The 21,323-nt window shown below is 60.4% G+C and carries 17 protein-coding genes; 7 read left to right on the top strand and 10 right to left on the bottom strand.

What is annotated here, in order from left to right; all coding sequences use genetic code 11:
• Nucleotides 1–9: 9 nt before the first annotated feature.
• The 3 genes from BUE38_RS03130 to BUE38_RS03120 are packed head-to-tail and all read right to left on the bottom strand — an operon-like array spanning nucleotide 10 to nucleotide 5,075.
• Nucleotides 10–3,924, bottom strand: coding sequence for an ATP-binding protein (locus BUE38_RS03130; protein ID WP_073433531.1), 3,915 nt, complete (start codon nucleotides 3,922–3,924; stop codon nucleotides 10–12).
• A gap of 32 nt (nucleotides 3,925–3,956) precedes the next feature.
• The gene (gene miaE, locus BUE38_RS03125; RefSeq protein ID WP_073433530.1) at nucleotides 3,957–4,589 is read right to left on the bottom strand and encodes a MiaE family protein; all 633 of its coding nucleotides are present in this window, start codon (nucleotides 4,587–4,589) and stop codon (nucleotides 3,957–3,959) included.
• A gap of 15 nt (nucleotides 4,590–4,604) precedes the next feature.
• Entirely contained in the window at nucleotides 4,605–5,075 is a 471-nt protein-coding gene (locus tag BUE38_RS03120) for a DUF1289 domain-containing protein (RefSeq protein ID WP_073433529.1), read from the bottom strand.
• A 265-nt stretch (nucleotides 5,076–5,340) separates the two neighbouring features.
• Between BUE38_RS03120 and acnB the strand changes: the two genes are divergently transcribed.
• The gene (acnB, locus tag BUE38_RS03115) at nucleotides 5,341–7,944 is read left to right on the top strand and encodes a bifunctional aconitate hydratase 2/2-methylisocitrate dehydratase (protein WP_073433528.1); all 2,604 of its coding nucleotides are present in this window, start codon (nucleotides 5,341–5,343) and stop codon (nucleotides 7,942–7,944) included.
• A gap of 215 nt (nucleotides 7,945–8,159) precedes the next feature.
• On the opposite strand, the gene BUE38_RS03110 is transcribed toward acnB, so the two are convergent.
• Entirely contained in the window at nucleotides 8,160–8,747 is a 588-nt protein-coding gene (locus BUE38_RS03110; protein WP_073433527.1) for a YdeI/OmpD-associated family protein, read from the bottom strand.
• A 69-nt stretch (nucleotides 8,748–8,816) separates the two neighbouring features.
• Here BUE38_RS03110 and BUE38_RS22310 point away from each other — a divergent pair, with 69 nt between their 5' ends.
• Nucleotides 8,817–9,068, top strand: coding sequence for a hypothetical protein (locus BUE38_RS22310; RefSeq protein ID WP_143166171.1), 252 nt, complete (start codon nucleotides 8,817–8,819; stop codon nucleotides 9,066–9,068).
• Here BUE38_RS22310 and BUE38_RS03105 read toward each other — a convergent pair.
• Nucleotides 9,016–9,978 (bottom strand): AraC family transcriptional regulator, encoded by a 963-nt coding sequence (locus BUE38_RS03105; RefSeq protein WP_234986745.1) that lies wholly within the window; start codon nucleotides 9,976–9,978, stop codon nucleotides 9,016–9,018. The two genes, BUE38_RS22310 and BUE38_RS03105, sit on opposite strands and share 53 nt — an antisense overlap.
• Before the next feature lie 198 nt (nucleotides 9,979–10,176).
• Between BUE38_RS03105 and BUE38_RS03100 the strand changes: the two genes are divergently transcribed.
• The 4 genes from BUE38_RS03100 (at nucleotide 10,177) to BUE38_RS03085 (ending at nucleotide 15,013) form a co-directional block, all read left to right on the top strand.
• Entirely contained in the window at nucleotides 10,177–11,250 is a 1,074-nt protein-coding gene (locus tag BUE38_RS03100) for an NAD(P)-dependent alcohol dehydrogenase (RefSeq protein ID WP_073433526.1), read from the top strand.
• Between the two features lie 233 nt (nucleotides 11,251–11,483).
• Nucleotides 11,484–12,386, top strand: coding sequence for a GTP cyclohydrolase FolE2 (folE2, locus tag BUE38_RS03095; RefSeq protein ID WP_073433776.1), 903 nt, complete (start codon nucleotides 11,484–11,486; stop codon nucleotides 12,384–12,386).
• Nucleotides 12,387–12,542: 156 nt separating this feature from the next.
• Nucleotides 12,543–13,025 carry a ribonuclease E activity regulator RraA gene (gene rraA, locus BUE38_RS03090; RefSeq protein ID WP_143166170.1) on the top strand — a complete coding sequence of 161 codons (483 nt, stop codon included), beginning with the start codon at nucleotides 12,543–12,545 and terminating at the stop codon, nucleotides 13,023–13,025.
• 110 nt (nucleotides 13,026–13,135) lie between these two features.
• Nucleotides 13,136–15,013 carry a glycerophosphodiester phosphodiesterase family protein gene (locus BUE38_RS03085; RefSeq protein WP_084541679.1) on the top strand — a complete coding sequence of 626 codons (1,878 nt, stop codon included), beginning with the start codon at nucleotides 13,136–13,138 and terminating at the stop codon, nucleotides 15,011–15,013.
• A gap of 64 nt (nucleotides 15,014–15,077) precedes the next feature.
• Here BUE38_RS03085 and BUE38_RS22840 read toward each other — a convergent pair whose 3' ends face one another.
• From BUE38_RS22840 to BUE38_RS03065, 5 genes are all read right to left on the bottom strand, one after another.
• On the bottom strand, nucleotides 15,078–15,251 hold the full coding sequence (locus BUE38_RS22840) for a hypothetical protein (protein ID WP_159438841.1): 174 nt from the start codon (nucleotides 15,249–15,251) through the stop codon (nucleotides 15,078–15,080).
• 39 nt (nucleotides 15,252–15,290) lie between these two features.
• On the bottom strand, nucleotides 15,291–17,132 hold the full coding sequence (locus BUE38_RS03080) for a gamma-glutamyltransferase family protein (RefSeq protein WP_073433523.1): 1,842 nt from the start codon (nucleotides 17,130–17,132) through the stop codon (nucleotides 15,291–15,293).
• Nucleotides 17,133–17,377: 245 nt separating this feature from the next.
• The gene (locus tag BUE38_RS03075) at nucleotides 17,378–17,872 is read right to left on the bottom strand and encodes a hypothetical protein (protein ID WP_073433522.1); all 495 of its coding nucleotides are present in this window, start codon (nucleotides 17,870–17,872) and stop codon (nucleotides 17,378–17,380) included.
• Between the two features lie 157 nt (nucleotides 17,873–18,029).
• The gene (locus BUE38_RS22835) at nucleotides 18,030–18,620 is read right to left on the bottom strand and encodes an anti-virulence regulator CigR family protein (RefSeq protein ID WP_159438840.1); all 591 of its coding nucleotides are present in this window, start codon (nucleotides 18,618–18,620) and stop codon (nucleotides 18,030–18,032) included.
• Between the two features lie 73 nt (nucleotides 18,621–18,693).
• Nucleotides 18,694–19,623, bottom strand: a complete 930-nt coding sequence (locus BUE38_RS03065) for a LysR family transcriptional regulator (RefSeq protein WP_073433521.1) — start codon at nucleotides 19,621–19,623, stop codon at nucleotides 18,694–18,696.
• A gap of 381 nt (nucleotides 19,624–20,004) precedes the next feature.
• On the opposite strand from BUE38_RS03065, the gene BUE38_RS03060 reads away from it, so the two are divergent.
• On the top strand, nucleotides 20,005–21,309 hold the full coding sequence (locus tag BUE38_RS03060) for an L-fuconate dehydratase (RefSeq protein WP_073433520.1): 1,305 nt from the start codon (nucleotides 20,005–20,007) through the stop codon (nucleotides 21,307–21,309).
• Nucleotides 21,310–21,323 lie beyond the last annotated feature (14 nt).

Genomic DNA, 21,323 nt, shown 5'->3' with positions numbered 1-21,323 from the left:
AGCCCGAGCTCAGACACTGGAAGCCTGCGAGACCCGACGATCAAGCAGATTACGCCAGCGTACCAGCACCGGAGCATCACTGAGCGATACCCGGGCCTGCAACTGACGGAACTGCTCGCGGGCCTCACTGTCGTCAGGATCGACCTGCGTCAACCACAACTCCAGGGCGCATAGCTGCTGGTGGATGTTGCCGTCATTACAGGCTTCCTCCCGTGCCTGAGTGGCCAGACTGCGCACCGTGTCGATACCGCGCCCCAACTGATGACGAACGTCGGCGAGGCGCATCGACAACTCCGGCACGAACAGACTATTGCGCTCCCGGGCCAGCAGCAGACATTGATCCAGGTAGTCCTCGGCACGCTCCAGCTCTCCCAGCGCGACGCAGGCGTCGACATACCACAGGTTGGGCCTCTGATAGGGATCACCACCGGTGATCTCGGCCAACTCGTCCCGCGCAACATCGAGCTGTGCCAACCCTTCTCGATTCCCGGCAAGTGCCTGCTGCCAGCCAAGCACCGCTCGCGATGACACCTGCCACAGATGCAGGTGCGAGGATCCCGTCAGGTCGAAGGTACGCTGGGCACGATTCGCCGCTTCATGGACATGCCCCAACTGTCGATAGAGAGCGGCGGCATACATCAGCGCCATCGCCAGACTACCGGGATGATTGATCTGCTCGGCAAGGCGAATAGCCGCTTCCATCTGCTTCTCGGCCCGCTGATAGTCGCCACGCAGGCACAACGCCCAACCATGGAAACAAACGGCGGCCACCTGAGGATGATCCGAGAACGGCAACCATTCGATCATCATGGCGTTGTTGAGCGGGTCAAGCTCCTCGAGGTGGTCGTAGGCCTGGGGTATCCGGCCAGCCCAGTATTCACAACTGGCACCGGCATAATCGGCGAGGCGCTGATAGCGAGAATCGTCGAGCCGCATCGCCAGGTCACCCAACCGCGAGGCAAGCATGAAGGCATCGGCATGGGCATGGCGTTGGCTGCATCCGACCCACAACCCCCACTTGACCAGGAACGCCTGCTCAAGATCTTCCTCATCCGCCAACTGGGCATCACAGACCTGCAACAGTTCCTGAGCACGCACGAAGCTCTCATGCGCCAACGGCGACCCGTGCCCCTCAAGGGCAAAGGCTGCCTGACCGCGTACGGTAAGCAGGCTGATTTCACGATCGTGGTGGTCTTCCACCTGGCGCAGGGCAGCAAGGCCGAAGTCGGCCATCTTCAGGGCCGTGCGATTGGCGCTGACCTTGAGCGCTTCCCGCGCTGCCAGTTCAAAGTAGCGCGCGCCACGGGCGTAATGACCACTGCGTCGCAGGTGCATGGCAAAATCGCCGGGATGTCGACTGATCCAGGCCGGGTGCTGCTCCTCGATCAGATGCACCACCTTGCTGTGGATGTCGATGCGCACGTCACGCGGACAGGACAGGTAGGCTGCTTCATGCAGCAACTGATGGGTGAACTGATATTCACGACTCCTGCCCTCGCCTTCTGCCGGCTCGATGATCTCCAGGCGGCGCATGGCTTCCAGCGCGTGGCCTAAGCGATCAGGCTCCCAGCCACTGCACTCGGCGAGGAAATCGAAGCGGAACAATCGCCCGAGTACCGCAGCGATATGAGCGACATCACGGTCGCCATCGAGTTGGTCGATACGGCTGCTGAGCAGACCCAACAGGCCATGGGGCAATTCCTCGAAATGTACCGCGCGACCTTCACGGCGATCCATGTCCAGGCGCCGGCAGATTTCCTGAAGGTACAACGGAACACCATCACAGCGCTCTATGATCTGTCCGCGCAGTCGCGGTGAGAGATGCAGACGATAGCGCCGCGCCAACTCCGACAGCAGCCGTGACGACTGCATGGCATCCAGTCGCCCCAGGGTGATCTGCTGGTCCCAGTGCAGCCGGGTCGGCAGGGCTTCGCGCCCGTGATGACTGGCAACCAGCAGGAAAGGACTGTTGATCGGCAGTCGCGCCTGCAGGCCGGCAAGGACCTTCAGGGAAGGCTCATCGACCCACTGCAGATCATCGATCATCAGCACCAGCGGGCACTTGACGGCCACTTCATCGACCAGCCGATGCACAAGACTGATGATCAGCTCCAATGCTTCGCTGCTCTGTGCCAACGCTGATATCTCACGGGCACCCGCGATGCCCATGGCCTCCTCGAGCCACTGCCAGGACTCTTCACCGAGTGGGCTGAGGCCGACTCGGTCGACCAGCATACTCAGCGACTCGTGAGTGACCTCCTGTTGCAGGTGCCACTGCAGCAACTGGCGTGCGACGCCATACGGCTCCTGCGCCGACATGCGGGTATTGGGCTGCCAACAGATCGCCGTTTCACGGCTCTGCTCAAGGTGACGGAAGCCTACCAGCAGGGCCGACTTACCCAACCCGGAAGGGCCACGAACCAGTACGCTCTGACGCAGACCGATACCGGCCCGGGCAAGGGCATCACGCAGGGTCCGCAACGCTCCCTCGCGACCGATCAGGCTGGGAGGAGTCGCTTCGCGCCCACCCTCGTTCTCGCCCAACACCAGAGCCCGCAGACGGATACGCCCATCGCTGGCCACCAACCGCGAATACAGACGTGGCTGCAAATCAAATGCCGGAGGCATATGCTGGCTGGCCTGGCGGGAAATCACCAACTCGCTGCCTTCGGCGGCGCTCATCAGCTCGAGTGCCCCCTGGGTCACCTGGCCGAGCGGATCGACCAACTGACGCGATGGCAGATAGACCACCTGACCACTGTTGAGGCCTGCTGCCAATTCAATGCCCGGCAAATCCCCCTCGCCATTCCAGTGGCATCGAGCTTCATCCACCAACTGACGACGACAATGCTCATAGAGCGCAACCAGTTCCGCCAGCTGGTGTGCCGGCCCATGGGTGCCGAAACAGGCCAGCCCCAGCCCCCCGGTAGCGCCAGGCAGCCAGAAGCCTCCAAGATGGTGGCACTGCTTCTCGAGCCACCGCATCAGTTCGATCTGCAGCGAGAGACAGGCTCGGGTTTCCGCGCGACTGCCGAGATCGGCATTGAGCCGCAGACGTATCGCCATCACCGACAATTGACGGCTCTCCACCTCCTCTTCGCCTAGCGGTGCGCTATCCACTGCCAGGGCACGAGAGAAGGCTCCCCGTGGGGAGTGAGAGTCCACGTCGGTCTGCGGCAAATCGGACCAGTGGGCAGCCAGTTGCAGAAAACCGGGCTCCGGCTGCTGGCCGGAAAGTGCCAGCATCTGCAGAAAACCATTGTACTGCTCATGAGCCGCCGCCGTCTGACCATGCTCGGCCAGTTGTCTGACCAGACGTTCATGGAAGGGGCCATAGCCCGAAAAGCGGTTGACCAACTCATGCAACAGGTCGTCTGGCACACTGCCCTGCTGACTGAGCACCTCTTCGGCGAAGCGAATGACCTTCTGTCGCCATTCGTTGCGAGCCTTGAGCAGCAATCGTTGGAAGTCCGGACAGGATGGCAGTTGCAGCTCCTCGACCAGGTCACCACGATAGCAGCGCAGGACGCGCTCGAGATTATCGATATCAGGTGAACCTTCCAGCAGCGTCTTCAGGTCATCGAGATCGAACCCCCAGTCGTCGGGAAGCTGGAAGGCGATGGTCTGTCGCGATACGCTCAGCACACGATCGGCTTCGTCACCCAGCGACTGACGCAGGCAATGCAGTGCATGACGCAGATTGGTGCGCCCGGACGACACCCCCTGATCGGGCCACAGCAACTCGGCCAGACTCGCGCGATTCACCGGCTGCTGATGCAGCAACAGATGTACCAGCAATGCCTTGACCTTGTCGTAGCTGAACTGAAGAACGACATCTTCCCCTAGTGTCAGGGAAAACTGTCCGAAGAGTGTCAGGTAATCCTGATCTGTTATCTGGGAAGCTTCCTGTTGGGCGTCCCTCATGATGATGTCCCTGCATGGCGGTGAGCTGGCTATCAGGCCGGCACACCACTGTGAAAACGAAAGGCAACATCCGCCTGAGTTACCAATTCCTTCTCGCGCGACCGGAACTCCTCGATACGCGCATCGATATTGTTGTCCGCTATCTGACGCGCCAGCATCAGATAGTCTTCAAAATGGCGCCCCTCCGACTTGACCAGTCCACGATAGAACTTCGCCAGCTCATCATCGAGATGCGGGATCAGACAAGCGAAGCGCTCACAGCTGCGGGCTTCGATCAAAGCCCCCACGATCAGAATATCAACCAGTCGCTCCGGGTCTTCCGCACGCACCAGCTGGCGCAGCCCATCGGCGTATCGCGAGGCACTCAGATGACGATACTCGATTCCCCGAGAGCGCATGATCTTCACCACCTGCTCGAAATGCAGAATTTCCTCACGCGCCAGCTGCGACATACGTATCAGTAGCTCATACTTGTCAACATAGCGATACATCAAACTCATCGCTGTAGAGGCTGCCTTCTTCTCGCACTGCGCGTGATCGATCAGCAGCAACTCCTCATTGTCGAGTGCCCAATCCACCCAGGCCGCCGGAGTGGCGCAGGGCAGGAAGTCGAGCAACTCGGCTGGCACCAGTACATCGGTACCGACATCTTGCCTGGCGGTCATAGCGCACCATCTTCCTTACACAAGAACTTTTTCGAATCGAGCGGAGCCATCCGAGGCCGAGTCATGGTGGCGTCGCTTCAGGGCAGCTTCCGCCAGAGCTCGGCTCAGGGCCACATAGAGATCCTTCGGATCGTCAGGTGCGGACGCGTGCAGCGCAATGCCGTAACGCGAGAGGTCATGAATGCGATCACGCCCGACTCGCAACAACTCCACCACACGCGACAGCGACGGCTGAGTGTCACGAAAGCGGATGCGATGTCGCCTCAATTGCTCCTCCAGACACTGCTCATCGACGACACGAACAAAGGCCGCGGCCACCTCGACGCGTATTGCATCGAGCTCCCGTATTCGCCTTTCACGCTCGTCCGCCGACATTGTCATCCAGTCAAGTATCTCGACATCATGGCGCTGACAGCCGCGGCAGACACTGTCTCCCACGGTTGTGGAACACAGGCCGACACACGGCGATACGATGCGTTGCGACATCGTCCTCTCCCGAATGCAGTAACGCAGCCATGGTACCTGCTACCAGAGTGAGAGGCACCCCTACCACTCTTGATGTAGATCACAAGCCGATTAAAAGATGCCTTTCATCGGTCTTTCAGCATGGCTTAACTCCCCCTTGCTTAACATTGTCTACAATCTAGTTTAGAATTTCGCCACCGTTGACACCGGTGACTGTCGCGGCGGCCGACGACTCATCTCTGCAGCGCCGCACCCGTGACCACCAATAACCAATGAGGGCCACCACGTGCTTGAAGCCTATCGCCAACATGTCGAAGAGCGTGCCCAGGAAGGCGTCCCCCCCAAGCCCCTGAATGCCGAGCAGACCGCCGAGCTGATTGAACTGCTCAAGGCGCCACCGGCTGGCGAGGAAGAAGCCATTCTGGACCTGCTGACCAATCGTGTGCCGCCGGGTGTCGATGAGGCGGCCTACGTCAAGGCCGGCTTCCTCACCGCCATTACCAAGGGCGAGGCGCAGTCCCCACTGATCGACAAGATCCACGCTGTTAAACTGCTGGGCACCATGCAGGGCGGCTACAACATCGCCACATTGGTCGAATTGCTCGACGACTCCGAACTGGCCAAAGAAGCGGGTGAGCAGCTCAAGCACACCCTGCTGATGTTCGATGCCTTTCACGATGTTGCCGAGCGTGCCAAGGCCGGTAACGAAGTGGCAAAAGACGTCGTTCAGTCCTGGGCCGACGCAGAGTGGTTCCTGGCAAAGCCTGCCCTCGCCGACAAGATCACCCTGGCCGTCTTCAAGGTCCCCGGTGAGACCAACACCGACGACCTGTCGCCGGCACCTGATGCCTGGTCACGTCCCGACATCCCGCTGCATGCCAACGCCATGCTCAAGAACGAGCGCGAAGGCATCGAGCCGGAAGTCCCCGGCACCAAAGGTCCGCTGGCCCAAATCGAAGCGGTCAAGGCCAAGGGCTTCCCGGTCGCCTACGTGGGCGACGTGGTCGGTACTGGCTCCTCGCGCAAGTCCGCCACCAACTCGGTGCTGTGGTACTTCGGCGACGACATTCCCAATGTCCCCAACAAGCGTGCCGGTGGCTTCTGCTTCGGCAGCAAGATCGCGCCGATCTTCTTCAACACCATGGAAGACGCCGGCGCCCTGCCCGTCGAGATGGATGTCGACAAGATGGACATGGGCGACGTCATCGACGTCTACCCCTATGAAGGCAAGGTCTGCCGTCACGACACTGACGAAGTGATCTCCACCTTCGAACTCAAGACTCAGGTCATTCTCGACGAAGTCCGTGCTGGCGGTCGTATTCCGCTGATCATCGGTCGCGGCCTGACCGAAAAGGCGCGCGAGGCACTGAACCTGGAGGCGTCCGACGTGTTCCGCAAGCCGGAACAGCCGAAGGACACTGGCAAGGGCTTTACCCTGGCACAGAAGATGGTCGGCAAGGCCTGTGGCATGGAAGGCGTGCGCCCGAACATGTACTGCGAGCCGAAGATGACCACCGTCGGTTCCCAGGACACGACCGGTCCGATGACCCGTGACGAGCTCAAGGACCTCGCCTGCCTCGGCTTCCAGGCCGACCTGGTCATGCAATCCTTCTGCCACACCAGCGCCTATCCCAAGCCGGTTGACGTGGAAACCCACCACACCCTGCCCGACTTCATCATGAACCGCGGCGGTGTTTCCCTGCGCCCGGGCGACGGTATCATCCACTCCTGGTTGAACCGCATGTTGCTGCCGGACACCGTGGGTACCGGTGGTGACTCTCACACCCGTTTCCCGATGGGCATTTCCTTCCCGGCCGGATCCGGCCTGGTGGCCTTCGCTGCAGCTACCGGCGTCATGCCGCTGGACATGCCTGAGTCCATCCTGGTTCGCTTCAAGGGCAAGCGTCAGCCGGGTGTCACTCTGCGTGACCTGGTACACGCCATCCCCTACTACGCCATCCAGCAGGGCCTGCTGACCGTCGAGAAGTCCGGCAAGAAGAACGCCTTCTCCGGTCGTATTCTCGAAATCGAGGGCCTTGAGGATCTGACCGCCGAGCAGGCGTTCGAACTGTCCGACGCCAGCGCCGAGCGCTCCGCGGCCGGTTGTACCATCACCCTCTCCGAGGAGTCGGTGAGCGAGTACCTCAAGTCCAACATCACGCTGCTGAAGTGGATGATTGCCAACGGCTACGGCGACAAGCGCACCATCGAGCGCCGCATCCTCGCCATGGAAGAGTGGCTGGCCAACCCGTCGCTGATGCGTGCCGATGCCGATGCCGAGTATGCGGAAGTCATCGAGATCGACCTCAACGAAGTCAAGGAGCCAGTGCTCTGCGCCCCCAATGACCCTGACGATGCCCGCCTGCTGTCCGAAGTGGCCGGCGAGACCATCGACGAGGTGTTCATCGGCTCCTGCATGACCAACATCGGTCACTTCCGTGCCGCTGGTAAGTTGCTCGAGAAGATCCCCGCCGGCAGTCTCAAGACTCGCCTGTGGCTGGCGCCGCCAACACGCATGGATCAGCACCAGCTGACCGAGGAAGGCTACTACGGGATCTATGGCCGTGCTGGAGCACGCATGGAAATGCCCGGCTGCTCACTGTGCATGGGTAACCAGGCCCGTGTTGCAGCGAAGAGCACCGTGGTCTCCACCTCCACACGTAACTTCCCCAACCGTCTCGGCGACGGGGCCGACGTCTACCTCGCCTCGGCAGAGCTGGCCGCCGTTGCTGCAGTGGAAGGTCGTCTGCCGACAGTAGACGAGTATCGTCGTTACATGGGAGAATTCGATGCCATGGCTGGCGAAATCTATCGCTACATGAACTTCCACGAGATCGAGCAGTATCAGAAGACTGCCTCGAACGTGATTCCGGTGGCTCAGGAAGCCTGAATCAGGCTGCACCTGAATCTGGTTGCATAAGCCACCTGATTTCGACTCCGATGCTCGCAACATCGAAAGGCCCTCGCGGCCCGAGCCGATGACAGAAGCGCCCCTCCCGGGGCGCTTTTCTTTTGAGCTACGAGCTAGCTATGTTCGTTCCAGACGAACAAACGCACTTCCCACATCCTTGTGGGTCGCGAGCTATGCTGCATTGTCATCAAGCCTCAGCGATCATGTAGCCCCTTGCCTTCGACAATCCTCACCGCACACTTCTCGATTCTCGCCACTCGGGTCGCAGACTGCTTCGCATTGGAAAAATGCAGGATATAGCCGCGCCGACGGCCTGGCGTCAATGCCTCGAAGGCCTCCTGCAGCCGGGGATCGACCTCGAAGCGCGCCAGCAGCTCCTCCGGATAGTCCAGATCATCGTTACGGAACTCCACCTTCAGGCCAGAGCGCTCCGCCTCGATGGCCCGCTGGACATAATCCAGCACAATGGAGCGACGCTGGGTGATCTCGTCGATACTGGTGAACCGGATCAGGCGCATCGAACGTGAATTCTCACCGGGCGCTACCAGAATTGCCTCGGGATCCTCGAGCAACACCCCCTTGAAGAACGCCAGCGCACAACTGTCCTTCAACCCCCAGATGGCCACGAGGTTGCCCCCATCATGGGTGTAGCACGGGGAATACCATTTGAAGTCCTCCTCCAGCGAGCTCTCCAGCAGAATGCTGCGCAACATCGCCAATTCTTCACGCCACTGGGTGGCCTCGCGGAAGAAGGCCTCGACCCGGATGTCTGCATCACTCATTGTCAACTCCATGCCCGATTGGATCTGCACGTTCATGGTATTAACCCGGCATGCTTTCATGTTGGGTTAATGGCGGCACAGGGACGTGCCGCCGCCGGCCATCAGGCCGACGCGAGACCGCACCACACCAGCAGATCCACGCATCTGCACCAGTGGGGTGCGGACGACAATCAAATCGATCAGGATGAGCTATTTGATTGCCATGTTAATAGCAGGGCTGTTGTCGACGGCCGCACACCTCGGCCCCTGAGAGTCCCGGTTTCTCGAATCAATGTTCCAGTGAGGGACTCACACCGAAATAGCGTTTGTATTCGCGACTGAACTGAGAGGTGCTGCGGTAGCCGACTTCTGCTGCCGCTCTGGCGACATTGATTCGCTGCTGGCCGAGCAGCACCCTTGCCCTCAGCAGGCGTAGCCGCTTGATATACTGCACCGGTGACAACTGGGTAGTGCGCTTGAAGTGATGATGAAAGTGCGAGGGGCTCATGCTGGCACGTTCCGCCAGCATTTCCACCGTCAAGGCATCAGCAAGATGCCGATGAAGATAGCCCAGTGACTCGGCAATGCGTGCGTAGTGGCCCTGCCTCTGGACCAGTTGGCGCAGCGATTCACCCTGCGGCCCCATCAGCACGGCGTAGAGGACTTCCCTCACCCTGCCGGCCCCCAGCGCACGACAGGCGGCATCGTCGTGCAGACAACTCGCAAGCCGCTGAACCACCTCCGCCATGGGAGCATCGAGAACAACCGATGCCATGGGTTCAGGGGCCGCCTGGCCCAGACTGGTCGACTCGGGAACCAGGTGTACCAGCTCGCTCAGGGTGAGTGGGTCCACGGCAATGGACAGCCCCAACAGGGGCGCGTCGGGTGTCGCCAGCGTCTCGCACTCGAAGGGTAGCGGCATCGCCTGAACCAGATAATTGCCGGGTCCATAGTGGATGACTCTGTCCCCCAGATAGCCGATCTTGTCCCCCTGCGCCATGACGAAGATTCCCGGTTCATAGATCAGGGGAGTTCGCGGATAGCTGCATCGGGAAGCAATCAACTTGACCCCTTCAACAGCAGTCGCCGAAAACCCTTCCTCCTTGACCAATGGCATGAGCGTGTCGGCCAGCCGAGTCTCCACATGCTGACGACGGCCTTCCATGGCACTATCCGCGGCAACAACCGAGCCATGCGTCACCTGATGTGACACGGGTGTCGAGCGCGACAACAGCGATGTCTCTTCGTCCATGCATGCCTCCCGGTACTTTACTCAGACTGCCCGGACAGGGGCCGTCAGCGTATTGTGCATGATTATGGCCAGAAATAAGCATGCTCCTGACAAACACCATAGGATCAAGCACGCATTGCGCAGGAAAGGGCATGGCCGAAATCACGCCTCTCGACCAGAATGTTCCACCGTTTCCCTCATCAACCGGGAGTCATGTACATGACACAAGCGACTGGAACATCCACCCGCGGCTATGCCGCCCACTCATCCACCACGCCACTGGAACTGTGGAATTTCGAGCGCCGCGCGCCGCGCCCCGATGATGTCTCGATCGATATCCTCTACTGCGGTGTCTGCCACAGCGATCTGCACTTCGCTCGAGATGACTGGGGAATGGCTTCCTACCCAGTTGTACCTGGCCACGAGATCGTCGGCCGAGTCACTGCCGTGGGCAACAACGTCACGCAGTACAAGCCAGGTGATCTGGTCGGTGTTGGCTGTATGGTCGATTCCTGCCGCCACTGCCAGGCCTGCAACGACGGACTGGAACAGTTCTGCCAGGAAGGCTTCACCATGACCTATGGCAGCCCAGACAGACACAGCGGCACGCTGACCCAGGGGGGGTATTCCGACAAGGTGGTTGTCAGCGAGCGCTTCGTGGTTCGAATGCCTGATGGTATCGACCTGAAGTCCGCTGCACCTCTGCTGTGTGCGGGTATCACCACCTGGTCACCACTCAAGCACTACGGCGTCCAGGCAGGCCACAAGGTCGGCGTGATCGGCATGGGCGGACTCGGCCATATCGGCGTTAAACTGGCCAGGGCACTGGGTGCGGAAGTCACCCTGTTCACCCGCTCCGAATCCAAGGTAGCCGAGGCGAAGCGTCAGGGCGCCGACCATGTTGTGGTGTCCACCGATGAAGCGCAGATGGAAGCCGTCACCGAACAGTTCGACTTCATGCTCGATACGGTACCGGTACAACACGACATCAACCCCTATCTCAAGGCCTTGAAATACGACGGCACTCACATTCTGGTGGGGCTGCTCGATCCGATTGAACCGGCCATCGAGGGCTTCAACCTCGTCTTCAAGCGTCGAGTACTGGCCGGCTCACTGATCGGCGGCATGCCGGAAACCCAGGAAGTCCTCGACTTCTGCGCCGAACACGACATCAGTTGCGATGTCGAGCTGATCAACATTGATCAGATCAATGACGCCTGGCAGCGCATGGAAAAGGGCGACGTCAAGTACCGGTTCGTCATCGACATGGCATCACTGAAGGACAACAGCTGATCGCCATGGCCCGCCAGAGTTGAACCCCAGAGTTGAACCTTTGAAGCGTGGCTTTCGAGCCACGCTTCTTTCACCTCATCCCTGCTGTCTTCTGATCCCCACCTTCTGATTACTCCTTGCCGAAAATTCATCCATCCGGATGTTCCCGCACTTCCCTGTTCACCGTCATGATGGACTTAATGTTATGTTATTACGTACCATACCATGCCTTCACCATCATCGACGGGAATACCATGTCACAACTGTCACTGCCCGATATCGCGTCCGGAAGCCCCTTGATCGATACCGCACTGGACTGGGTGGGAATGGAGCAGATCGCCCTTCCCCTGCACGTCGCCGGGCGCAGCATTGTCGGTCGTGCTTCAGCCGGGGTGAGTCTGGACACCCCTGAGGCGCGCGGTGTGCATATGTCACGTCTCTATCTGGCCCTGTCGGAGCTGGAAAATCACGAACTGACGTTATCCATGGTATCCGAGGTGCTGGATACCTTCCTTGCCAGCCATGCAGGACTCTCCAACACGGCCTTTCTCGACCTTGGTGGCGAGGCGTTGCTCAACCGCCCTGCGCTGCTCAGCCCTCTATCAGGCTGGAAGGCCTACCCCTTCTCGCTGCGCTGCCGCCAGGACAGCCGGGGCTTCGAGGCGGTACTCGGCGTCACCGTCGGCTACTCGTCGACCTGCCCCTGCTCGGCGGCTCTGGCCCGCCAACTGATCCAGCAAGCCTTCGATGAGGATTTCGTCGATATCCCTCTGAGCCACGAAAGCGTGCGCGCCTGGTTGGGTAGTGAACAGGGCATTCTGGCAACACCCCATAGCCAGCGCAGCCAGGCCCACATATCCGTGCGCCTGTCGGGTGATGCCGAACCACTCCCCCTGCCGTCATTGATCGACAGCGCAGAGAAAGCCCTGGGCACTGCACTGCAGACAGCAGTCAAACGCGTGGACGAACAGGCCTTTGCGCTGGCCAATGGCCAGAACCTGATGTTCTGCGAAGATGCCGCACGACGCCTGCATCGCACACTGCAGCGACACCCACTGGTCGAGGGATTTCGCGTGCGAGTCGTACATGGTGAAAGTCTGCATGCCCATGATGCCGTAGCCTGCAGTCAATCGGATTGGCCGTCGGCATCTCGCTGACCTGATCGTCCAGCGTCTCATCGGGCCTCGACCGACATGCTTTACCCTGAGAGCCAGCCAGCCGATACTGGTCTACGAAGATGAACGGCTCCGACACAGAGCCTCGACACCCTCGAGGCTCGTGCCGGCCCTCTCCAGTCTGCCAGGAAGCTGATCATGACCAGCATTGCAACTCCCGACATCTGTGACGCCTACCCCGAAATCGCAGTATGCGACCCGGTATTCATCAACTTCGGCGGTATCGAGGCCTTCTTCGGACCGGTACGTACGGTGAAATGCTTCGAGGACAACTCCCTGGTCAAGGAGGCGGTCACTGAGCCCGGTGAAGGAGCCGTACTGATCGTGGACGCCGGCGGCTCCACCCGCTGCGCGATGCTCGGCGATATGCTGGCTGAACAGGCTGCCGGAAACGGCTGGGCCGGCGTAGTGATGTACGGCTGCGTGAGGGATATCGACGTCCTCGCCGAAACCGACCTGGGTATCCAGGCACTCGGCGCGCACCCACGTAGAAGCGAGAAGCGTGGCGAAGGGATTCGCGATATCCCGGTCACCTTCGCCGGAGTCACCTTCACCCCCGGCCAGTGGGTTTATGCCGACAACAACGGCATCCTGGTCGCCGAGGAGAAGCTGAAGCTGTAGGTCAGCCACGAGCGGCAAGCGCCGGCGTTACAACCTGGGCCCAGCGCGCTCGCCGCTCACTACTTTACCGAACAGCGTTCGGGTGCCAGTCTAGCCCCATGTTCCATCGTATGAATTCTCTGACCAGAGATGTACTTACCAGTCTGCGCGACCACCTTCGCCCCTTGCTGGCAGGACACCTACTGTTCACGCTGCTAGCCTCGGGCCTGTTGATCCCCGCCATGGCCTGGGCGCTGACGGGCTGGCTCTCACAGGTCGGGCAGCCGCTGATCACGTCCTCCGATGCGCTGGAGCTACTACTGTCCCCCGGTGGCCTGCTATGGGCCTATGGTGCCTTCTGCCTGATTCTCACTCTGCTGTATCTTCAGCAGGCCTGCATGATACTGATCGCGCTGATGCCCCATGGCCACCATGCCCGTCAGGCGTTGGTCTCGCTGTGGCTGGCCGTTCATCGGCTACCGTGGCTGATCCTGTTGTCGATGATTCAGGTGGCTTGCCATCTGGCCATGCTGACCCTCACCCTCTTCCTTGTCACACAACTGCACCAGGCAATCCTCGGCGATCTGGACCCTTATTATGTCCGCCGAATGCGGCCTCCCGCGTTCTGGTATTTCATTGCCACCTGCCTCCCTCTCGTCGGTACCTGGCTGATCATCGCCGGCCGCCTGCTGGTGCGCTGGTGGCTGGCCATGCCCTGCGTCGTTCTCGAGCAGTTGCGCCCCATCGCAGCGCTCAAACGCAGCATGTTGCTGACACATCATGATCTACCGCCTATGGCAGCAGCGGTGTTCTCCGCTCTCGGCGTGATTCTGCTGTTGCCATCACTGGCCTCCATGGCATTGAGTGCATTACTGGGACCGCTGCTGACTCAACTGCCGGACAACAACGAGCTGGTCATCACCGTCATGCTGGTCGTGATCAGTCTGGTGACTCTGGTAACCCTGGCGGTGGCCTTTGCCGCCACAGCCGTCAACGCGCTACTGGCTACCTGCCTGTATCTGCGCCGAGCACATCGACAGCCCCGACCCACCTCACCACCCGCCGATGCCCACCCGGGACGTCTTGCCTGGGCCGTGGAGGTAGGAGTCATCGTATTCGCGCTGTCTCAGGCGATATTGTTCATTGATCGTCAGGAGCTGCGAGACGAAGTCCAGATCATTGCCCATCGAGGCAGCTCCTGGAGCGCCCCCGAGAACAGCATCGCCGCCATACGCCAGGCACTGGATGAAGGCGCCGACCTGGTGGAGATCGACGTGCGGCTGTCCGCTGATGGTGTGGTGGTGCTCAGCCACGACGCCAGCCTGAACCGTTTGATCGGCGACCAGCGGCGCATTGCCGACCTCGACTGGACGACTCTGGCCCAGCTGGATGTCGGCAGTGGTTTCAGCCATGCCTTCGCCGGAGAGCCCATTGCCAGCCTGCAACAGGCGCTGGCCACAGCGCGCGGACGTGCCAGCCTGATTATCGAGCTGAAGCCCGATCGAGGAGATGAAAGACGACTGCTGGACGCGGTGATGGGCGAGCTTCGACGGGAACGCGACTGGCGTATCGACTGCCGTGCCCAAGCCGCGGATCTCATGGCTCGGGAGCAATGCGGCAATCCTCGCATCTTCGAGGATACCTGGCTGGCCACCCTGTCCTACCGACAACTGGTCGAGATCGACAGATCCGCCCCCGAGGCCAGGTCAATTCTACTGGCTGAATGGTCGCTACCGAGTGCCCTGCCCCGCGACCGTTTCGACGCCCTCGGGCTACGTCACAGCCAGATCGATCACCGGGAAGTCGAGCGCGCTCACCAGTCGGGTTACCAACTCCTTGCCTGGACCGTCAACCAGCCAGGGCAAATGGCGCGACTGCTCGATATCGGCGTGGATGGCATCATCACCGACCGTCCAGATCATCTGACAGCATTGCTGGATGAAAGGCGACAATTGGGTGACGGTGCCTTGTTGCTGCTCAAGCTGCGCCATTGGCTGGCCGACAGCTGACCGTCTCGAGCATAAACAAGAACGCCGCCCCGAAAGGCGGCGCCCGTCATTCATGCAGTGAGGCTCAATCATCCATCACTATTCGCCCAGTACTATTAACATGGCAATCAAATAGCTCATCCTGATCGATTTGATTGTCGTCCGCACCACACTGGCGCAGATGCGCGGATCTGCTGGTGTGGTGCGGTCTCGCGTAGGCCTGATGGCCGACGGCGGCACGTCCCTGTGCCGCAATCAACCCAACATGAAGGCATGCCGGGTTAATAATCGCCCAGTACTAATCTCCCAGCACTATGCCTTCACGCCGCGGGTCGGCCCCGCCAAAGAAGCCGTCCTCGGTCACTCGCAATGCCTGCAGGCCACTGGTCAACTCGCGAGGCTCAACCTCATGACCAAGTCCCTGCAGATCGCGGAAGGTCGCTTCAGGGAAGCGCTCCTCCTCCAGATAGACGGTGTCTCCAAGGGTAATGGCATGGGGTAGATTCAGGGCTTCCTGAGCATTCAGGTCGCGATTGAGCATGCCGTCCATGGCCTGGGCGGTGTAGTGGATGATCGCGGCCCCGCCAGGCGACCCAAGACTGGCCACCAGGTCGCCGCTTTCACCATCGAAGATCAGCGTCGGGCTCATGCTCGAACGCGGCCGCTTGCCCGGCTGAACTCGATTGGCAATCGGTGTGCCTTCGTCGTCGGTCGGCGCAAAGGAGAAGTCCGTCAATTCGTTGTTGAGCAAGTAGCCACCCGCCAGCCCGGTTCCACCGTTGGCCATGATCCTTGAGCCGAACCCCTGCTCGATGGTAGTGGTCATGGCAATGGCCTGTCCCTCGGCATCGACAATGCTGATGTGACTGGTGCCATGTTCCGGTTGCTCAGGCTGACTGGCCCAACTGGTCATCAAGGGGCCGGGATTACCGGGCTCCGCACCTCCGCTCCCCATGCTCCTGTCACCGATCAACTCGGCCCGACTGGCCAGATAACCAGGATCAAGCATGCTGTTCCAGTTACCTCCCGGGGCCTCGACAAAATCGGGGTCGCCGATATAACGCCCCCGATCGGCAAAGGCCAGCCGCGATGCCTCGAGGAAGGGATGCAGCCATTCTACTGTCGGTATGCCCTCATGGATGGCAGTCTCGATAGGGGGACGTTCGGCCATCATGCCAAGGATCTGCATCACCGTCAGATGTCCAGACGACGGCGGCGGAAAACCACAGACTTCGTATTCCAGCCAATCGTTGCAGAGTGGCTCTCGCTCCACAGCGGTGTAGCCGGCAAGGTCCTCGAGACTCAGCTCGCCGGGCATTTCCGGATGTTGCTGTACCCGGGCGACCAGTTCGCTGGCGATATCTCCGGTGTGGAGCGCAGAACTGCCGTCCTCGCTGATTCGGGTCAGAATCTCGGCCAGAGCCGGGTTCTTCAGCATCGTGCCTTCCGCCAACGGTTGCCCATCAGCATCGAAATAGAACTCCGCAGCAATCGAATCCTCAGCCAGCGACGGGGTCGAGGCAATGCTCTGATGCAGCCTGGGACTCACCGCGAACCCTTCGGTCGCCAGTCGAATGGCTGGCTCGAACAGGTCCTTCCAGGGTAGCTTGCCATGCGCTTCATGGGCCATCTCGAGCATGCGGACAGTACCGGGCACGCCCACCGATCGCCCACTCTCCACGGCAGTCATGAAATCCAGCGGCTGACCATCGGCATCGAGGAGCAGCGTCTCATCAACCGCACCAGGAGCCATTTCTCGCCCGTCATAGGCATGCACCTGGTCGCCGTCATACAGCATCAGGAAGGCGCCTCCTCCAATGCCACTGGACTGGGGTTCCACCAGTGTCAGTACCATCTGGACGGCAATGGCGGCATCAATGGCCGAGCCGCCGGCCTTCAACACCTGGTAGCCGGCGTCCGTGGCCAGAGGATTGGCTGCCGCCACAGCAAAACTGGTCGTTGACCAGCCCGGCTTCTCTTCGAAACCGGAGCCTCCCTCTGGAGAAATCGCCGGTCTGGTGTATTGGAAGTCGGCGGCCAGAGCACTGGAGGCACCCAGAGCAAGGCAACCCAACAGTAAAGCTCCCTGCTGGATGGCGCGGGCCGAGAACAGATATCGAATAGGCGTTACGGACTTCATCACGTCTCCTTGTGCGCCAGGCATCGTCAGGCAGATACCCAGCGTGATGAGCGGTTGCTGTTGTTGTACCACTTTGTTCTGCCAATTCCTGTTGTGCCAACTGTTGTTGTGCCGCTTGTGTTGTTGGTCATATCAGGCCTCAGGCACCTCGCTTCCACTGAAGCGCCTGCGATCACATCAGCATAGATCACCCTGCAAGGGAGAGAGAAGCAAGGAGGGAAAAGACCCACCAGCAAGCACAGTAGCTACTGGCGCGCTTCGTACCAGGCGATGCGCCAACTGGCCAGCAACGACAATACCGCCAGCAACAGGGTCAAGGACGCCGTCCAGCCCAGCACCGCAACCACCTTGTGATAGCCATCCGGCACACTCTGGCTGCTCGACTGCATACCCACCTCGGCCAGGCGAGCACCACCGAACAGGAACAGCACGAGCAATCCCAATGGCAGCGCAGCACGACAGGACGCCAACAGGCGGGTCAGCCCCCAGGGTGGAGAAGGCTCGGCGTCAGCCTTGCCAGCTGTCGAGCGCGACGTGCTGCTGCGCGTTGAACTCGTCTTGCGACGAGCCGTCGGTTGACGCTTGCTGGGTGTCGGGGTCCGATGAGACGTGGGCTTCTTCGGTGGCGCAGAAGACGAACTCAAGCGTCCCAGGCACCAGCGTCCCAGTGCCCAGCCGGCCCATCCAAGGCAAACAACGACGGACAGCATGACGCTGCCCATGACCAACATCCAGGCCATCAATACTCCCCAACAGTGGTATTGGCTACATAGTGCCAATTCCAGCGGCCATTGGGGAGCCCTGAATGTGCCAACTGTGCGCCCTGCATGAGAAATATCATGGCCCCGGCGTCAGGTATCACCATCGACACCCGCAACCAATCGCCGAGACCGCATCTCAGTAGAAGATGTCCTCAACCACATCCTCGATGATGTTGTTGGTGGCGTTCACCAGAATGGCGGTCGTCCCCGCAACCCACCATTCATAGCCATCGTAATGAGGCAGAACATCCCGGAAGCGGCTATCGACACGCTTGGCAATTCCCGGCGGCAATGGCTTGCCACGGGCAAGGTTCTGGCGAATTCCCGGCGGCAACGACTCCCCGGGCCCATCGATCCAGTCGCGGTGATCGTGGAAGACATCGCGAATATCGCCATGTACCAGGTTGATGTCGATGTCCCCGTCATGCCTCTGTGAGCCATGGTCATGACTGTCGCGATCATGGTCACGACGATCATCGTTATGGTGCGGATTACCACCGCCATGCCCCTGGGATTGAACGCGCTCGGGTCCATTGCCCTGGCCCTGGCCCTGGCCCTGGCCCTGGCCCTGGCCCTGGCCCTGACCCTGGCCATTACCGTGGCCCTGCCCATTGCCATTGCCGGCCACCGCCGAGCCACTGAACATGGCCAGTGCAAGCACCAGTACCGCAGGCTTCCACGCCATGGGGCGCCCATCGAAATGTTTCCGTTTGTCATGTACGGACATGGGACCTCCTTGCTGAACGTACTCACCGTCAGCATACCCCAAAAAAGGTCACCGCTGATCCAGGTCGCATATATCACCGCGGTTCGGAAGCACGCAGCAGATCAATGAACTCCTCCACCACCTCGGAAAGGGCTTCCCCCTTGCGGGTCATCGCCCCGTAATGGCCAAGGGGAGCACCGATATCCAGTGGCAGTATGGAGAAACGGCCATCCGAAAAGGTGGTTCTGAGAATCGAGCTGGGCAGGATCGAGAGGGTATCGGAAGAAGCGACCAATTGCAGCGTGGCCTGAGTCGAGGTGGTCTCCACCACATTGCGTGGCGAGGGCACACCGGCTTCGGCCAACGCCGTTTCGAACAACCCACGCATGGGGCTGCTCATGGGGTGCAACACCCAGGGCCAGCGAACCAGTTCCGCAAGCTCAGGTGGCGTCCGGCTCAAGGGATGATTCAGCCGGGCCACCACCGATACCGGCTCCTCGTTGAGCGGCTGGAAATCGAACAGGTGTCGCTGCGCGGGGTCGGTAAAGCGACCGATCACCACATCGAGTAGATGGTATTCGAGGTCCACCAGCAGGCGATCACTGGAATTCTCGAACAGACTGACGGCCAGCCGGGGGCGGCGCTGCTTGAGTGCCTGGATGGCTCTCGGCAGCATCACTGGCGCCGCACCGGGCACCGTGCCCAGCGAAAGCTTGCCGAAACCACCTTCACGCATCGACGCCAGATCCTCGATCAAGCGGTCCGTGTCATTGAGTACCCGGCGGCAGTACTGCAATACCCGCTGCCCGGCATCACTGGGCTCCATGTGGCCGGGATCACGGCTGAACAGTGTGGTACCGAGAAAACCCTCAATATCCTTGAGCATCTTGCTCGCGGCGGGTTGGCTGATATTCAGCTGACGCGCCGCGTTGTGCATGTTGCCACTCTGTTCCAGGGCGACCAGCAACAGCATATGTCGCACCCGCAACCAGCTCTTGATATGCAGTCCGAATTCCTGACGCATGCCTGTCTCTCTTCACCCGATTGAACGCCGTTCTCGATGGAAGCGCTCTGTCGATAACGCGCCTGTTGCTACAGAGCACCTTGCAATACGGAGCGCTGTTTGTGGTCCGAAGCCACTCGATACCGCACGGCTGCCATCCGCAGGGGATGATGATAACCAGAGGTTATCGGCCCAACAAGAAATACCATTGGCGCGGCTTTCGCTCCTCTACATAGACTCGGGCCATACGCAGAACACGACATTCCCGGGCTGTCGACCTCTCTCTTCGACTGCCTGAACCGCAGGCTCCGGCTCGTTCATCATCAGTGCGGTGGCGGCGACCAGCCGGAAGTGACATCAACAACAAACGACATCAATGACAACGAGGCTCCAGGTACAGAGATGACCACTATCACTCGAGTTGAAGCACGCGACATCCGATTCCCCACCTCTCGTCACCTGGACGGGTCGGATGCGATGAACGAGGCGCCTGACTACTCAGCAGCTTACGTGATTCTCCACACTGACCGAAATGACGATATCGAAGGCCACGGCCTGACCTTCACCATCGGCCGTGGCAACGATATCTGCGTGTCGGCGATCAACGCCATGGCCTCGCGCCTGGAGGGACGCCGTCTCGAGGATATCACCGCCAACATGGGCCAGTTCTGGCGCGAAATGACCAGCGGTGACAGCCAACTGCGCTGGCTTGGTCCGGAGAAGGGTGTGATCCATCTCGCCGCCTCGGCCATGATCAACGCTGTCTGGGATCTGTGGGCCAAGCAGGAAGGCAAGCCGGTGTGGAAACTGCTGGTCGACATGTCCCCCGAACAACTGGTCAATTGCCTGGACTTCCGTTTCGTCACCGACGCCCTGACGCCCGAGGAAGCCATTGCCATGCTCAAGCGCATGGCACCCGGCAAGGAAGCTCGCGAAACCGAGATGCGTACCAACGGCTACCCTGCCTACACCACCTCCGCCGGCTGGCTGGGTTATGACGAAGACAAGGTGCGTCGCCTGTGCCGCGAGGCACTCGCTGAGGGCTGGGAGCACTTCAAGCAGAAAGTCGGAGGCAACCTCGAGGAAGACCGGCGTCGTGCCGCCATTATCCGCGAGGAAATCGGTGAGCAGCGCACCCTGATGATGGATGCCAACCAGGTGTGGGAAGTCGATGAGACCGTCGCCAATATGCGCAGTCTGGCCGAATTCAATCCACACTGGATCGAGGAGCCCACCAGCCCCGATGATATTCTCGGCCACGCCGAGATTCGCAACCGGCTGTTTGATTCCGGTATCGGCGTCGCCACCGGTGAGCATTGCCACAACCGAGTGATGTTCAAGCAGTTCATGCAGGCCGGCGCGATCGACTACTGCCAGCTCGACTCGGCGCGTCTCGGAGGACTCAACGAAGTCATCATGGTGCTGCTGCTGGCAGCCAAGTTCGATATTCCGGTCTGTCCCCACGGTGGCGGTGTCGGTCTGTGCGAATACACCCAGCATATCTCGATGTTCGACTACATCGCGGTATCCGGCTCCCTCGAAGGACGCCTGCTCGAGTACGTCGACCATCTCCACAACCATTTCGTCGACCCGGTGCGCATTCGCCAGGGACACTACCTGGTACCCGAGGCGCCCGGCTACAGCATCACCATGAAGGCCGCTTCACTGGATGACCACACCTACCCCACCGGTAAGGAATGGCAATAAGGCAATCAAGCCAT

The organism is Halomonas cupida (assembly GCF_900142755.1).
GTDB classification, from domain to species: Bacteria; Pseudomonadota; Gammaproteobacteria; order Pseudomonadales; family Halomonadaceae; genus Halomonas; species Halomonas cupida.
This window is presented reverse-complemented; position numbering and strand designations above follow the sequence as displayed.

Bases quoted from the DNA above. Each gene is read 5' to 3' on its own strand.
- BUE38_RS03085 (WP_084541679.1), top strand. From the start codon at position 13,136: ATGAATTCTCTGACCAGAGATGTACTTACCAGTCTGCGCGACCACCTT.
- BUE38_RS03065 (WP_073433521.1), bottom strand. From the start codon at position 19,623: ATGCGTCAGGAATTCGGACTGCATATCAAGAGCTGGTTGCGGGTGCGA.
- BUE38_RS03105 (WP_234986745.1), bottom strand. From the start codon at position 9,978: ATGGACGAAGAGACATCGCTGTTGTCGCGCTCGACACCCGTGTCACAT.
- BUE38_RS22835 (WP_159438840.1), bottom strand. From the start codon at position 18,620: ATGTCCGTACATGACAAACGGAAACATTTCGATGGGCGCCCCATGGCG.
- folE2 (WP_073433776.1), top strand. From the start codon at position 11,484: ATGTCACAACTGTCACTGCCCGATATCGCGTCCGGAAGCCCCTTGATC.
- BUE38_RS03080 (WP_073433523.1), bottom strand. From the start codon at position 17,132: ATGAAGTCCGTAACGCCTATTCGATATCTGTTCTCGGCCCGCGCCATC.
- rraA (WP_143166170.1), top strand. From the start codon at position 12,543: ATGACCAGCATTGCAACTCCCGACATCTGTGACGCCTACCCCGAAATC.
- BUE38_RS03110 (WP_073433527.1), bottom strand. From the start codon at position 8,747: ATGAGTGATGCAGACATCCGGGTCGAGGCCTTCTTCCGCGAGGCCACC.
- miaE (WP_073433530.1), bottom strand. From the start codon at position 4,589: ATGACCGCCAGGCAAGATGTCGGTACCGATGTACTGGTGCCAGCCGAG.
- BUE38_RS03130 (WP_073433531.1), bottom strand. From the start codon at position 3,924: ATGAGGGACGCCCAACAGGAAGCTTCCCAGATAACAGATCAGGATTAC.
- BUE38_RS22310 (WP_143166171.1), top strand. From the start codon at position 8,817: ATGGCGGCACAGGGACGTGCCGCCGCCGGCCATCAGGCCGACGCGAGA.
- BUE38_RS03100 (WP_073433526.1), top strand. From the start codon at position 10,177: ATGACACAAGCGACTGGAACATCCACCCGCGGCTATGCCGCCCACTCA.
- BUE38_RS03060 (WP_073433520.1), top strand. From the start codon at position 20,005: ATGACCACTATCACTCGAGTTGAAGCACGCGACATCCGATTCCCCACC.
- BUE38_RS03075 (WP_073433522.1), bottom strand. From the start codon at position 17,872: ATGGCCTGGATGTTGGTCATGGGCAGCGTCATGCTGTCCGTCGTTGTT.
- BUE38_RS03120 (WP_073433529.1), bottom strand. From the start codon at position 5,075: ATGTCGCAACGCATCGTATCGCCGTGTGTCGGCCTGTGTTCCACAACC.